We start from the raw sequence: 15,052 nt of genomic DNA, 5'->3' as shown, positions 1-15,052 counted from the left end.
TTAAATTTAATCAATTAGCAATGGTGGGGTTACCCACTATAAATGACGAAAGGCCTTATTTTTATTTAAATGCATACATTGTTGAAAAAGATGTATCTGGTAAATATAAACATAAATATGATTATCCGGCTGTTTTTAGAATCGATAGAATTAAAGGTTACACACCTTTGAAGGAAACATTTTCTGTTCCATATGCTAATAGGTTTGAAGAAGGTGAATTCAGAAATAGAGTACAGTTTATGTATCCAGGGGATCTTCAAAGAATAAGTTTGAAGTATTTCGGAGATAATCCTGAACCAATATTGGACAGATTGCCTACAGCAAGAGTTGTTGAGCGGTACGATCACGAATGTGTGATTGATGCTGAAGTATATGGTAAAGGTATAATCATGTGGCTTCTAAGCCAAGGTGAACATATAGAGGTAATTAAACCTGAAAGCATGAGAGCTGAAATGAGAAGGTCTTTAGAAGCTACGCTCAAGAATTATATTTGAATTATAAACCTTATTATAAAAATATTTGTCTTTAAGTATCCATGACAGAATATGTCCTCATAGAAATATATTATTAATCTGTAACAATTGATTTGATTGTATGGATTTAGGAGGACATATTAGTGGAATCAAACACTTTTAGAGGTTTAGGAAAGGGTCTGGATAATCTTTTTGGTGCAGCAGAAGCCGGTAAAGGGACAATCAAGGACAATATGAATGACCTAAGGGACATTTTGGAGGATGAAATCATCAATAGCAAATCTACTGATGATGAGAAAAAGATTCTTTTAAAAAGACTTAGGACGTTTTGTGACACAGAAACAAATATTATGCTTGTTGGTGCCACGGGATGTGGGAAAAGTTCAACAATTAATGCCTTGTTTTCTTGCGGAGATTCAAAACAATCCGCTGAAGACAATGAACAAAAGGATGGTTTGGATCCCAAAATCAGTTCTGTCACAGTTGAAGTAGCCAAGGTTGGAAGTAAAGCCGATCCGGAAACAAAAGATATTGAAAAATATCGTATTGGTAATCTGGTTTTGTGGGATACTCCGGGTTTCGGCGATGGTACGGAATTGGATAAACATCATAAGGAATTAATTACCGACTTACTCAGAGATAAAAATGATAAAGGTGAAGCACTTATAGATCTTGTGCTTGTCATTCTTGATGGTTCAACAAAAGATCTTGGTACCTCGTACAAAATCATAAATGAAATAATTATTCCAGAACTTAATAATGAAACTAACAGGATATTGATAGCACTTAATCAGGCTGATATTGCTATGAAAACCGGGAGACATTGGAATTTTGATAAGAATGAACCGGATGATGTACTTATTAATTATTTAAACGAAAAAGTTAACTCAATAAAAAAGAGAATTAAATCAGATTCCGGCATCGATGTTGATCCTGTATATTATTGTGCAGGGTATAAAGAAGATTCCGGCGATGAAGTAAAACCATATAATCTTTCAAAACTTTTATATTACATCATGAATTCATTACCAAATGAAAAACGAGTAGCTGTAATGGAGGGAATTAATACAGATTCAAATAAATATAAAAGTAATGATAATAAAGAAAACTATAACGAAAGAATAAAGTCTTCATTTTATAAATCATTTGATTATATAACAGATGGAGTAGATACTGGCTTTGAAATCGGGAAAACCATATTAGGTATTCCAGGTGCACTTGTAGGAGGATTTCTTGGTGGAGTAGTTGGATGTTTTCAACAAATACTTGATGACATTTTTTAATGCATCTATGATTTCTAACATTGAGTGCTTTTTAACTCCGTCACCAAGGTAAGATGACTTCGTTTTTCATGAGAAAGTTATCATCTCACCAAAATAATATTTCTATCTGTCGGCCATGTCTTTAAAACGATCAAACAAAAAACCAAGATTGAAGCAATGGAAGGAGAGCTAGTAGCACTCCTTCTATTTTTATTATGATAGGGTGATATTAGATGACCATCAGATGAGGAACATCTGATACCCCAAAAAAGTTTTTTTCATACTACTCTACGATACCGGCAGCCCCCAAATCTGCCGGTAACCCTCTGAAAACCGATGATCATGTAATATGCACTCTATCATCTTTATATAATAAACAAACCGGCTAGGAGCCATGTATCAGGATATTTAGCCGATTTTTTATTGTTAAGATTTTGCGTTCGAGAATCCAAACAGGTAGATATCCCATAAAAAATAACATTTATTAAGTCAGTTTATGGAATTTATCGTCCGGAGCTGTTTTGTTCGTGCAAATACTGCCTGATCATAGAGCGTAGTGCTTTTTGATGTTCTCATACAGAACATCAATCATTGGATGGATGGTGTTTCTGTGCCATGCCAGAGAAATAGCCAGATTTTCATTAAGCTCCAGAGAGTGCATGCCCGGATGCCTGATTCCCTGATACCAGCCATCCAGAACCGCAACGCCAAGTCCATTTTCGATTGCGGCAAAGACCGAATTTATATTCGGAACAGCGGTAAATCTGGGCACGAAGTTGTGGGGACGGAACAGAAGCTCTATATCCTGACAAAGGGCACCGACCTTTGGATCGTCTATCATATAGAAAGTGTGGTCCCTGAAATCTGCAGCCGATTTTATATTTTCAAATCCCGGAAGATGCTCGGAATAAACAACTATTCTCGGAATAGATGTAAATCGCCTGCGGACATAATCGGTTTTTCCCTCAACGTAGTCATCTGTAGTGATTATGGCATCGAGATGATTGTCATCCAGGGCCTGAATCAGATCTCTGAAACCGAGACATTCAAATGAGATTTTAAAATCGGGATTCGCTTTTCTGCAGGATTCAACAACGTCCGGTAAAAATGAGGACATATTCCAGCCTATATTGTAACCGAGGCGGAGGACGGAGATGGTACCTGAAAGAATCTTACGTATATTATGCAGTTCAGCATGGGTCCTCTGGAAGAAATTGAAGTAGACTGTACCTGCTTCTGAAAGAGATATATTGCGGCTGTTTTCCCGCACGAAAAGCTCCACCCCGAGTTCTTCTTCAAGGGCGGATATATAGCGGCTTACCGCGGGCTGAGGCAGATATAGGTTCTGTGCGGCCTTGGTAAAGCTTAGGTGTTTTCCTGTTTCCAAAAAGCATTCGATCTGTTTATCATTCATAATAAACATAATTGTACTCAAAAAAATGCGTCTGTCACGTAGGCAGACGCAAAATATTAAAAATTAAATTGTATTTATATGTGTGTCAGTAGGATTTAATAAGTGCGTATCAGGCCGTCTCCGGTGATACGCACTTATCATATTGGCAAGAAAAAAATGGATTAATAAGGGGAAATCATACAAGGCATTTTAAAATGTAAATGCCGTCATGCATAGCGTTCAGGTAGATATAGCCTCTGTCATCCACTACCAGATCTTCGGCTGTTCCTAGAGGCTTGTTCGGCATCTTTACGTCAAAGCAGAGCTTTTCAGGATTTGGAGGAATGAAATAAGCTATTTCCTTTGGAACGTAAGGATCTGAAATGTCATAAACACGTAATCCTGCATGGAAGTAACAGTCGTAGGCGCGGTTCGGGTTATTCTCGATCCATGGCTTTCCTGTCATAGGCTCATGCAGATTGTGAGGACCGAAGGATGTGGGATAGCCATAGCCCAGGTCGTTGAAGTTCTTATACGGCCAGTTCTCAGGTATCTCAGGATACGGGAATACAGAGATAAGTACAGGATCCTCAGGATTTGATATATCGAACATCTCAATTCCGCACATTGCCTGAACACCGAACTTGTCGAAGTCTGCCTTGTTGTAGGTCCACTGACGTTCGCCCTCCTGCATTCCGATGGCGTATTTTGTTCCGAGGATAGGCATGAAGGTATGACAAAGGGCACCGCCGAATTTGGTTGCAAAAGGAGGTGTCATCTTTGCTTCACCTATTACCTGAGGCCATTCAGGATTGGACACATCAAGGATTTTGAAACCGCCGCCGGCACAGCTGAGATAAGCTGTATCACCGTCAACATAAGGGAAATGCACAAAGCCCGGGTATGTGTTATAACCCTGCCAGCCTTCCCAGTTCTTCTCTCTGGTCTTCCTTGTCTGATTTCCGAAGAACTGCCCCGGGTTCCACCAGCGTCCGACTTCATGAGGATTTGTCGGGTCTGAAATGTCTACGATTCTGTAAATGAAATCCTTGAACCCAACAGCTGTAGCGGATAAATGCATATATTTTCCGCCGTTGTAGGTGAATCTGTGCACACCTGCTCCCGGATTTCCTTCGTCACCCGTTGCCCAGAAGGAAAGCTTCTTCGGGTGCTCGGGATCTTCCTTTAATGAAAAGATATGTACTCCTCCCGGTGCCGGAGTGTATTTTTCAGGTGCCGGACCGTGAAGGAATTCAAGGCAGTTTCCGTTTGAAACTATCATTAGATCGTCTGCTATCTGAATCTTAGGTGTAGACATATATGGATAGATCTCAGGATCCATGACGGGCATGTACTGTACATGTCTTGGGTGTGTTGGATCTGTTACCTCTATTATCTCTACGCCGTAGCCATAAAAGCATCCGCCATAGAGATAGTAGCGTCCATCCTTTGTCTTATATAACTGTGACTGGAAGAGATAGTGATTATCAGCATCATGATAAGCAACTACTTCCATATTCTTAATGTAACCTTCGTTACCGGGACTTTTCGCATAAAACTTGTCGCTCATTTTTTCCTCCTCAGGATTCTTAAAGATATAACGTAAATTTCAAAATCATATTTTGAATCGTTTCATTCTTTACGCTCACATTCATGTCCAAATATTACGTCCCGGAATCTTAAAACGTCCAATATTAAAGTTTTCAAAAATCAATAACAAAATTGTTATCAAAGGGAAGGAGCTATCCATAACAGATCTGTTATGGAAGCTGCATACAGACCTATATCAATTTTGTTATTAAAACCACTCAATTTTGATAATTTATTCGCAATCTCCGGTGGTGCTATCATATCGCTCGTGGAAAATGCACAAATAAACGCGGTTAGCAATGACTAACATAGTGCAAGATTGTGTGAATTGATTAACATTCATAAAACTGATTGGAGGTTTTTATGGCATATGAGTTTAATCTGATGAGAAGTCTTATATATGTGGGACTGGCAAAAGAGGAGTACAGGGCAAAGCTTGAGCACTGGCTCTACTACCATCATGTACCGGAGAGCATCAGCAAGTTCTCACCCTATGTGACAAAGTATGCATTCTATCAGGCTTACCCGACTCCTGAGGAGGGAGAACGTTTCGGAGCCAGAAAAATGCAGCTCACTGAGCATTACTGGATGGTAAACGAGCATCTGCCTGAGATGGCGAACAACATCTTCTGTGAGTATATGCCTATGGACGTTCTCCGCTGGCAGGGATGTATTCCCGATGTAGACAGTGCAACTGTTCATAACAATTCAGAGTCCGGAGATGCAGGAAGAGCCGCAGGAGGCGGAGATTTCCCGCCATTCATTTTCTCTTTTATTCCTTTGAACTGGGAAGAGGACTTCAAGGGAAAGGGAAGAACCCTTGAGGACGGTCCTAATTACCGCTGGCAGTTCCTGATCCAGTATCCTGAGGGATGCTCAAAGGAAGAGGGAGAAAGATGGTTCCATGAAGAGGTGGTTCCTTTCCTCACAGGAAGCGTTCGCGTAAATCGTGTTGTCAGCAGCAGGGTAATAAAGAATTACGGAGCTCCCGAGGCGCAGTTCGACAGAGTATGCGAAGTGTGGTTCGACGGTCCGGAAGAATGGTATGAGCTTTGCGTAAATCTCGCAAAGACACATCTCAAGAAGCCGGAGTGGGCGCAGCAGGATGCATTCCCGTTCCTGAAGCCGCAGCACAACATTGCATCCATGTTCCTCGGTGACAGATGCACTTCCGATAATCTGAGTCAGTACAGAGGCTACATTACATTGAGGTAAAGAATGAAATTAATTGATGAAGCATTGAAAGAAGGGCGTTCAAATTTCGTGCTGATAGGAGGAGCCGGATGCGGAAAGAGTGAGATATCACTGAATCTTGCAAAGGTTCTGAGGGATAAAACAGAGAAGACAGTTCATCTTTTTGATATGGACATGACAAAGCCTTTGTTTCGTTCAAGGGATCTGCTTGATTCGGATGAACTGAAGGGAATCGAATTTCATTTTGAAGAGCAGTTCTATGATGCGCCCACTTTGGTCGGCGGAGTCAGAAGGTTTCTCAATGATCCCGATAGCATAGTAGTTATGGATGTGGGAGGAGACGACATCGGTGCCCGGGCAATCGGAGGGTTCATGGCATCCGCAAATCGGTCAAAGATGCTGGTAATGTATGTTTTGAATTATTACAGACCTTTCTGCAGAGACATCGAACATATCGGCAGATTTCTCTCAGATATTCTGGCGGTTTCCGGATTGTCATTTAAGGATATTCGCTTTATTGATAATCCTAATTCAGGATTAACAACTACAGAGGATGAAGTGATTGAAGGTGTGCAGAAAATGAAAGAGATGCTTAAGGATCACTGCGATATAGAGATGATCTGTACAAATGAGAAGCTTGCCTCATCGGTGGAAGGAAAACTTCCAAAAGATAAGATCATGCCGCTTCATCTGTTTCTGACCTATGAATGGTTGAAAGAAGCCTGATATGAGGGTTTCCAAGAGAAAGATTTTGAGAGGTTAAATTATGGCGAAATTCAGTATCAATGTAGTTGCAGAGCGCTGTAAGAGCTGCGGCTACTGTATAAAGTTCTGTCCCAAGAAGGTTCTGGAGATAGGAACCAAGGTCAATGCAAAGGGCTACGAGTATGTGGTTGCAGCCAGAACAGAGGATTGCGTAGGTTGTCTTACATGCGGAAAGATCTGTCCTGACGGCGCTATCGAAATATATAAGGAGGACTAAGATGGCTAGAACATTTATGAAGGGCAGCGAGGCTGTTGCGGAAGCTGCAGTGAGAGCCGGCTGTCGTTTTTTTGCAGGTTATCCCATAACTCCTCAGAATGAAGTTCCTGAGTATTTTTCCAGAAGACTTCCTGAGGTGGGTGGTGTGTTCGTACAGGGAGAATCGGAAGTGGCATCCATAAATATGGTTTATGGAGCAGCTTCCACCGGAGTCAGATCCATGACTTCTTCATCAAGCCCGGGAATCGCTCTTAAGAGCGAAGGTATCTCATACTGTGCTGCAGCACGTATCCCGATTGTGTATACAAACTTTGCAAGAGGAGGCCCAGGTGTAGGTTCCATCCAGCCTGCACAGATGGATTATTTTGAGGCTACAAAGGCAGCAGGCAACGGTGGTTTCCAGATGATAGTTCTGGCACCTTCAACAGTTCAGGAGGCTGTGGACCTTACGGTTAAGGCATTTGAACTTGCAGACAGAGACAGAAATCCTGTTCATATCCTTGCAGATGGCGTTATCGCCACCATGATGGAGCCGGTTGAGCTTCCTGATATGATGCCAGAGGAGAAGGTAAAGGAAATCAGAGAGAGCAAGAGAAAGTGGGCATGTGTAGGACATGAGCTTGACTATAAGAACCGTGCATGGATAGAGCCCGGACACTGGCTCACATCGAAGCAGCAGGAATGTAACGAAGAAGCGGCTGCGATGTATGAGGAATGGAAGAAAAAGGATGTGATGGTTGAGGAGTATATGGTATCCGATGCGGATATCGTTCTTACAGCCTACGGAATTTCAGGCCGTATCGCAAAGTCAGCTGTGGAGCTTCTCAGAAAGAAGGGAATAAAGGCAGGACTTATCCGTCCGATAACATTGAACCCGTTCCCAGTTGAAGCCTTTGAAAAGCTTGATTATTCAAAGGTCAAGGCAATTCTTGATGTTGAAATGTCTATCCCGGCCCAGTATGCAACTGATGTGGAGGCTGTAGTGAGACGTCGTTGTCCGGTTGAGAAGTGCTTATGCTCAGGCGGAAACATCATGTCACGAGAAGCTGTTATTGATGCGGTAATGAAGATAGCAGGACAGGAGGCGTAACATGGCAGAGTGTTTATATAGCAGAACCAAGACGATACAGGAGGACAAGGTTTCAGGATTTTGTCCCGGATGTATGCATTCAACAGTAATGAAGCTTATCGGTGAAGTGATAGATGAGATGGGAATCATCGACAGGACAGCAGCGGTTCTCGGAATAGGATGCTGCGGACTTCAGATGGATTACATGGCATACGATAACATCACTTCACCTCACGGAAGAGCCTGCGCTGTTGCCACAGGAATGAAGAGAGCAAATCCCGACACACTGTACTTCACTTATCAGGGTGACGGAGACCTGGCATCCATCGGACTCGCAGAGACAGTCTCTGCAGCAAACAGAGGCGAGAACTTTACGGTCATATTCATTAACAACGGTATCTACGGTATGACAGGAGGACAGCTGGCACCTACAACACTCTTCGGTATGAAGGCATCAACTGCGCCTAAAGGAAGAATAGCTGAAGAACACGGTTATCCCATGCATGTTTGCGAGACCCTGAACCAGCTCACTGCGCCTCAGTATCTCGTAAGAACCAGCTGCAATACTCCTCAGAATGTTATGAAGACAAAGCAGGCCATCAGAAAAGCCTTTGAATACCAGCTTGCAGGAAAAGGTTTTTCACTTGTTGAGATAGTTACAAGCTGTCCTACCAACTGGGGACTGGATTCTCTTAAGGCACTGGATTTCCTTGAGGAAAACATGCTTAAAGAGTACCCCCTAGGAGTAGTAAGGGATAAAGGTTAAGGAGGAAGATATGGAGACAAATTTATGTGTAGCCGGATTCGGCGGACAGGGTGTCATGACCCTCGGAAAGTTTCTTGCTTCCGCAACCTGTGATTCTACTGATAAGAATGTGACATTTTTCCCGTCATACGGTGCGGAGCAGCGCGGAGGTACTGCAAACTGCTACGTTGTCATCTCTGATGAAATGATAGGAGCCCCTCTTGGAGATGTGATGGATGACTTAATAGTCATGAACGGTCCTTCATTAAATAAGTTCCTGGGAACTCTTAAGCCGGGTGGAAGACTTTTTATCAACAGCTCCATCGTAAAGGATAAGATCGAAAGAACTGATATAGATATCATTTCTGCCCCTGTTACAGAGCTTGCTCTCGAGATGGGCAATGCAAAGGTCCTTAATGTCATCATGCTGGGCGTCTATGTGGGATATACAGAGGTCGTGGCTCCGGAGATAGTCTGGGGAACAGTTGAGCACAAACTTGGAAGCAAGCCAAAGCTTTTACCTCTTAACAAGGCTGCCTTTGACAAGGGACTGGAGATAGGAAGAGCAGCAAGAAAGTAATAAGAAGACGGCATCAGCCCGTATCACATATGAAAGCAGGCTGATGCTTCAGAAGATAAGAAGGTAAAACAAATGGTATTTCATAATTTTGATGAATTGATTTCAAAGGTGAAGGGTGAGCCAAGGAAGAAGATCATGGCTGTGGCCTGTGCCAACGATGAGCATACACTGGAAGCAGTTGTACATGCCAGAAGAGAAGGTATCGTTGAGCCGATCCTTGTGGGTGATGAAAAGATCATCACAGGAATTCTCAGTGAACTTAAGGAAGACATCCCGAAGGAGAACATTATCCATGTACCTGAAGAGGATCTTCAGAAAGCCTGCGAGACAGCAGTAAAGCTTGTGGGCGAAGGTAAGGCTGATTTTCTCATGAAGGGTAAGGTGGATACAAAGATCATCCTGAAGGAAGTGGTCAATAAGGAGTATGGTCTGGGAACAGGCAGACTGATGTCTCATTTTACAATGTTCCAGATCCCGAGCTATCACAAGCTGATACTTCCTGTAGACGGCGGTATGGTGACTTATCCCGATCTCAATCAGAAGAAGCAGATAATTCAGAACACTGTTGATACTCTTGTGTCCATGGGTTATGACTGCCCGAAGGTAGGGGTTCTTACCTGTGTTGAAAAGGTGAATCCAAAGATGCCGGAATCTGTGGAGGCTGCAGAGCTTCAGGAGATGAACAGAAGAGGCGAGATAGAGAATTGTATCGTGGAAGGCCCTATACAGTATGACTGTGCCATGAGAAAGGATATAGCCGATTTCAAGGGACTTAAGTCTGAGATCGCAGGTGATCCCGATGTGCTGGTAGCGCCTAACATTCATGCCGGAAATATCATGGGCAAGATGTATGCCATCAGCTGCGGAGGCAAGATGGCAGGCTTTATCGTCGGCGCAAAGTGCCCTATCGTAATGGTTTCAAGAGGTTCTTCTTCCGAGGAGAAATATCTTTCGATCGTTGTTTCAGCGGCAGCTGTTTAAATGAAAAACGCGGAGAGAAGGTAATATGAATCAGGCGTTTTCGTTTGATATCGGAACAGAGAAAGAACCCTGATTTTTTAAAATGCTTAAAGTCACGAGGCTCCATCGGCAATAAATCGAGGGCAGTACAAATCGGATTTGTAAGCTGATTAGAAGAAAGGAAGAAGAAATATGTTAAACGAAAAGATTCTGGTCATCAATCCCGGATCTACATCAACGAAAATAGCTGTATATCAGGCAGAGGAGCAGCAGTGGACAGAGAGCATCAGCCACAGTCTTGAGGATCTGAAGGCTTATGCGACCATCTATGACCAGCTTGAAATGAGAAAGGATCTGATCATGGCATGTCTTGTGAAGCACGGTGACAAGATCGATTCCTTTGGGGCAGTTGTCGGAAGGGGCGGAGCATTGCCGCCTGTGAAGACCGGTGCCTATGAGGTCAATGAAAAGATGGTGGACACGCTGCATTATCATCCTGTTGACCAGCACGCAAGTAATCTTGGTGCAGGCATCGCATTCAGCATTGCCGAAAGCATCGGAGTGAAAGCATATATCTATGATGCCATCACAGTTGATGAAATGACGGAAGTGAATAAAGTGACCGGACTTAAGGGTATCAGAATTCCTGCAAAGGGACACAATCTCAACACCCGTGCAGCAGCACTGAAGCTCTGCAGCGACAAGGGTATCGATTATAAGAAGGTCAATATCATCGTTGCCCACTTAGGCGGCGGAATCACAGTGAACCTTCATTCACAGGGCAGGATCATAGACTTTTTCAATGATGAGGTGGGAACATTTGCACCTGAACGTGCAGGCGGACTTCCTACCTACGCACTTGTTGATATGTGTTACAGCGGAAAGTACACAAAGGAGGAGCTCATGAAGCAGCTCCAGAGAAAGGGAGGAATCATTTCCTATCTCGGAACAGCGGACATGAGAGAAGTAGAAAAAATGGTCAATGAGGGGAATGAAGAGGCTGCGCTTCTTTTTGAAGCCATGGCTCTTAACACTGCAAAGACCATCGCACGCATCGCTCCTTCTGTTGACGGAAAGGTTGACTACATCGTCCTTACAGGTGGTCTTGCTTATTCAGACAGATTCGTGACTTCAATTAAGAAGCATGTAGGATTCGTCGGTCCTGTTGAGGTAATTCCGGGAGAGAACGAGATGAAGGCTCTTGCGGAAGGCGTACTCCGTGTGATCCGTGGAGAGGAAACAGCACGTATTTATGAGTGAGGTAAAAGGTGTGCAGTGTACCGCTCTAAAAAAGACCGGTACTGAGCAGTGGTTTTGCGGTGAAGGAACTGAGAAAAAGAATTGTCCGGAGGAGGAAAGAAATGAATAAAAACTACAGATGGATCTATGCAATTTCAGGAGTGATAATACTCGTTTTCGCAGGCCTGATCTATGCATGGAGCGTTCTCTCCGGACCAATCGCCGCAGACTATCCGGAATGGAGTAAGGGAAGTCTTTCCCTTACCTTTACTCTCGCCATGAGCTTTTTCTGTTTAGGCGGACTTGCTGCGGGACTGCTTTCAAAGAAATTCAATGAAAGATATATTCTGACAGCATCAGCCCTGCTCCTTTTTTCAGGCTTTGAGATCGTCAGTTACATGCATTCTCTCGGAATGCTGTACCTTGGATTTGGAGTATGCGCGGGTCTCGGCGCCGGACTCTCATATAACACCGTCATGTCGAGTGTCACAAAATGGTTTCCGGACAGGAAGGGACTCATTTCAGGAATACTTCTTATGGGCTTCGGTATAGGAGCCTTTATCATAGGAAAGATTTATGCCTTTATGCTCGCCATGTACAGCTGGAGAGCTGAATACAAGGTCCTCGGAATCATAGTGTTCGCAGTTATCTTCATAGGTGCTTTTATAGTAAGGAAACCTTACGAAGATGAGACGAAGAAATTGCCGGGCAGTGAACCGAAAGTCATAGCAAAAAAGGCTGAAAGTATATCATCAGGTCAGGCAAATGGTGCGGCTGCAGGTTCTGCTGAACACGGCACCCCCGTGGCGCATAGAGGTGACAATGATGACTTCACCACACAGGAAATGATAAAAACGCCGTCTTTCTGGCTGTTCTTCTTCTATGCGGTATTTCTAAGCGCTGCGGCTCTTGCCCTTATAGCTCAGGCAGGAGGAATCGTCATAGAGATCGCACCATCACTAGGTGCCGGCAGCATAGCAACCATCGTTGGGCTCATCTCTGTTTTTAACGGAATCGGAAGAGTGGTGTTCGGTGGGCTTTACGACAGGATAGGGCAGAAAAAGACCATGTCTTTGAACTGTGCGCTGTATCTTATTTCGATCCTTATCAATATCTTTGCCATCAATATGGGGAATCTGATGCTTGTTGTGGCAGGCTTTGTGTTCTTCGGTCTCGCTTATGGCGGCGTCACACCAACAAATTCAGCATTCATCATGGATTTTTACGGTGTGGAGCATTATCCGGTCAATTTTTCGATGATCAACCTGAATCTTTTGGTGGCATCCTTCGGAGGAACTCTTGCGGGAACACTCTACGATGTTCAGGGAACTTACCTCAGTATCTTTATGATCATGATGGCAGCAGTCGCCATGGCAGCGGTCTGCACATTGCTGATCAGAAGACCTGTGAAAGGATTGATGTATGAGCGAAAAGATGCAGTTTTTCAGGGCTAATGTTTTTGTCAATGTCTGTATGGCTCTGTCCATCAATACGGCAGCCACTATTCTTTCCGGAGGTGATACACTGTCTGGCTTTGTAAGAGGATGCTGCTGTGCATTTACCATCAATACCGTGGCAGCTGTCATCCTGCCTATGGGCAGCATAGGTTCAGGCTTTTCGGAAGGCATATGCAGACAGAAGAAGGGCAGTTTTGGTGAGATGCTTTCGCGAAATTTCATCGTAAATGCCATATATGTGACCATAGTGAGTTTTTGTATGGCCATGATAAATGCGGGTATTGGAAAGAGGCTTATCGCTGTCTGGTTTTCGACCTATCCCGCACTTCACTTAGTGGGGCTCGTTACGAGCCTCGTTATAGAGAACCTAAGTAAAAAATTAAATAAGAATAATTAAAACAACAGATTGTATATAAGTATTTGTCATGGGAAGGGAATCGGGGCAAATAAAAAGGTACAGTCAGTTGAATTCAGGAGGATTTTTATATGAAGATTTTAGGAATTTCCTGCGGAACCCGCAATGGAAATAACGACACCATGTGCAGAGTTGCGTTGGAAGCAGCAAAGGAAATGGGAGCGGAGATCGAGTTTATCCATATGTTCGACTGGGACATCAAGTACTGTTCAGGCTGTGTTGCCTGCTCTCGCGGTCTCGTAATGGGTAAGGGCATGATTTGTTCACAGAAGGATGATTTTGCTGCACTTTTCGATAAGATGGCAGAGGCAGACGGTGTTCTTGTGGTTGATCCGATTTACGAATCAGGTGGATCAGGACTGTTCCATGTTCTCTGCGACCGTATGGGTCCGGGACATGATCTCGGAATGCTTTTCATGGCAGATGGAAAGCTCAAGGAGCAGGGTAAGGCAGGCCTCGACCCTAAGTATTTAAAGAAAAAGGCAATATCATTCGTTGGTATCGGCGGTTCAGACTGGGCATGCCGTGTTGAGACAGACCATGCCATGCTCGCCATGAGTCCTTCATGGACAGTTATAGACAATGACTGGTTCTCATGGTCAAAGGATGTCATCATGCAGGATGACAAGATCGAGAGAATGAAGCAGATCGGACGTAATCTTGTCGAGGCTGCAAAGGATGTGGAGAATGCAAAGTGGATGGGAAAGCCCGGTGCCTGCCCTCATTGCAACGGAAACAATTTCTATATCCATCCGGGTACAACCAAGTGCGTATGCGAGCTTTGCGGACTTGAGGGAACACTTGAGGTAAAGGACGGAGCTTTCAAGTTCAGGTTTGCTCCGGAGGACGAGCACAAGGCTCATGATACCATGTCCGGTAAGAAGTTACACGGGGATGATATATTCAGAAACGAAGGAAGACTCATGAATCTCTTCAAGGATCCTGAATTCAAGGCACGTAAGGAGCACTACACAGCAGTCTGTGCACCGACACCATCACCTTCAAAAGCAAATAATTAAAGACCAGTTTATATATCGGTGCTTTCATGGGTTTTCAGGTAAAAATCCCTGCTGATTAGTTATGGTTAAAAGCATTAATCAGCTAAGTACTGAATCGATCCCATCATAAAAAATGAAACCCTGGGCAACGTATCTGGCTGTCCCGGGTTCTCTTTGAGGTAGAACAGCCGGTAACTGTCATATGTAAAGGAGAAAAAGAAATGGAAAAACCAAGCCTGAAATTTTTTATAGTTTTTAATCTGGTAATGAATATTCCTCTGGCAACAGCCATGTCAGTAGGAGGTATGATCTTTTCCGGCAATTCTGATAAATTGCTGACCCCGGCCCTGTTTGTCAATATCCTGCTTGGATTTGTATTTGCATGCATCGTAAATGCGGTAGTACCTATTCCCCTCATAGCCATGAATTCCCCCAAATTATTCAGGGTGAATGCAGAAAGTGTTCCGGGCAGGGTTCTTGGCAATGTTCCAGTAGTCCTGATATTCGTTATCATTATCGGACTCATCATGAATTTTGCCAATGTTCAGATCTTTGCAGGAGCACCTTTCCCGGCATTTTTGTTCGCGTTTTTAGGTACATTCATACCCATGTATATCCTTTGCTTTGTTATCGCGATGATTTTCATTCCCATAGCTCAGGGAGCCGCAGGGAAGGTCTGTGCCGTATAGCATGAA

16 protein-coding genes are annotated in these 15,052 nt (G+C 43.7%); 14 read left to right on the top strand and 2 right to left on the bottom strand.

All coding sequences use genetic code 11. The annotated features are described in order from the left end of the window. The coding region (locus BXO88_RS13945; protein ID WP_139355604.1) for a helix-turn-helix transcriptional regulator at positions 1–494 on the top strand (494 nt) is incomplete at its 5' end. 122 nt (positions 495–616) lie between these two features. Further along, on the top strand, positions 617–1,756 hold the full coding sequence (locus BXO88_RS13940) for a GTPase family protein (protein WP_139355603.1): 1,140 nt from the start codon (positions 617–619) through the stop codon (positions 1,754–1,756). Between the two features lie 523 nt (positions 1,757–2,279). Here the strand turns inward: BXO88_RS13940 and BXO88_RS13935 are convergent. Both BXO88_RS13935 and BXO88_RS13930 read right to left on the bottom strand, forming a co-directional pair. Then, positions 2,280–3,158, bottom strand: coding sequence for a LysR family transcriptional regulator (locus BXO88_RS13935; protein WP_078038342.1), 879 nt, complete (start codon positions 3,156–3,158; stop codon positions 2,280–2,282). Between the two features lie 166 nt (positions 3,159–3,324). Further along, complete coding sequence (locus BXO88_RS13930; protein ID WP_078038341.1) at positions 3,325–4,698, bottom strand: LVIVD repeat-containing protein; 1,374 nt, start codon at positions 4,696–4,698, stop codon at positions 3,325–3,327. Between the two features lie 383 nt (positions 4,699–5,081). On the opposite strand from BXO88_RS13930, the gene BXO88_RS13925 reads away from it, so the two are divergent. From BXO88_RS13925 to BXO88_RS13870, 12 genes are all read left to right on the top strand, one after another. Continuing rightward, a complete protein-coding gene (locus BXO88_RS13925; RefSeq protein WP_078038340.1) occupies positions 5,082–5,933 on the top strand; it encodes an acetyl-CoA hydrolase in 852 nt (283 codons plus the stop codon). A 3-nt stretch (positions 5,934–5,936) separates the two neighbouring features. Then, the gene (locus tag BXO88_RS13920; protein ID WP_078038339.1) at positions 5,937–6,638 is read left to right on the top strand and encodes a nucleotide-binding protein; all 702 of its coding nucleotides are present in this window, start codon (positions 5,937–5,939) and stop codon (positions 6,636–6,638) included. Between the two features lie 40 nt (positions 6,639–6,678). Then, entirely contained in the window at positions 6,679–6,894 is a 216-nt protein-coding gene (locus BXO88_RS13915; RefSeq protein ID WP_078038338.1) for a 4Fe-4S dicluster domain-containing protein, read from the top strand. Between the two features lies 1 nt (position 6,895). Next, positions 6,896–7,984, top strand: a complete 1,089-nt coding sequence (vorB, locus tag BXO88_RS13910) for a 3-methyl-2-oxobutanoate dehydrogenase subunit VorB (protein ID WP_078038337.1) — start codon at positions 6,896–6,898, stop codon at positions 7,982–7,984. A gap of 1 nt (position 7,985) precedes the next feature. Continuing rightward, positions 7,986–8,729 (top strand): thiamine pyrophosphate-dependent enzyme, encoded by a 744-nt coding sequence (locus BXO88_RS13905; protein ID WP_078038336.1) that lies wholly within the window; start codon positions 7,986–7,988, stop codon positions 8,727–8,729. A gap of 10 nt (positions 8,730–8,739) precedes the next feature. After that, positions 8,740–9,288, top strand: a complete 549-nt coding sequence (locus BXO88_RS13900; RefSeq protein ID WP_078038335.1) for a 2-oxoacid:acceptor oxidoreductase family protein — start codon at positions 8,740–8,742, stop codon at positions 9,286–9,288. 72 nt (positions 9,289–9,360) lie between these two features. Then, the gene (locus BXO88_RS13895; protein ID WP_078038334.1) at positions 9,361–10,269 is read left to right on the top strand and encodes a phosphate acyltransferase; all 909 of its coding nucleotides are present in this window, start codon (positions 9,361–9,363) and stop codon (positions 10,267–10,269) included. 171 nt (positions 10,270–10,440) lie between these two features. Beyond that, complete coding sequence (buk, locus tag BXO88_RS13890; protein ID WP_078038333.1) at positions 10,441–11,508, top strand: butyrate kinase; 1,068 nt, start codon at positions 10,441–10,443, stop codon at positions 11,506–11,508. Positions 11,509–11,609: 101 nt separating this feature from the next. Further along, positions 11,610–12,941: an MFS transporter gene (locus tag BXO88_RS13885; protein ID WP_078038332.1), complete on the top strand. Its 1,332-nt coding sequence runs from the start codon at positions 11,610–11,612 to the stop codon at positions 12,939–12,941. Then, positions 12,910–13,341, top strand: a complete 432-nt coding sequence (locus tag BXO88_RS13880) for a hypothetical protein (protein ID WP_078038331.1) — start codon at positions 12,910–12,912, stop codon at positions 13,339–13,341. The genes BXO88_RS13885 and BXO88_RS13880 overlap by 32 nt, the downstream gene beginning before the upstream one ends. Positions 13,342–13,430: 89 nt before the next feature. Continuing rightward, complete coding sequence (locus BXO88_RS13875) at positions 13,431–14,378, top strand: flavodoxin family protein (protein WP_078038330.1); 948 nt, start codon at positions 13,431–13,433, stop codon at positions 14,376–14,378. A 200-nt stretch (positions 14,379–14,578) separates the two neighbouring features. Then, complete coding sequence (locus tag BXO88_RS13870) at positions 14,579–15,046, top strand: hypothetical protein (protein ID WP_078038329.1); 468 nt, start codon at positions 14,579–14,581, stop codon at positions 15,044–15,046. Positions 15,047–15,052: the final 6 nt, after the last annotated feature.

This window comes from Oribacterium sp. C9 (assembly GCF_002007235.1).
Lineage (GTDB): Bacteria > Bacillota > Clostridia > Lachnospirales > Lachnospiraceae > Oribacterium.
The sequence above is the reverse complement of the archived record's forward strand: the minus strand, read 5'-3'. Positions and strand labels throughout refer to the sequence as shown.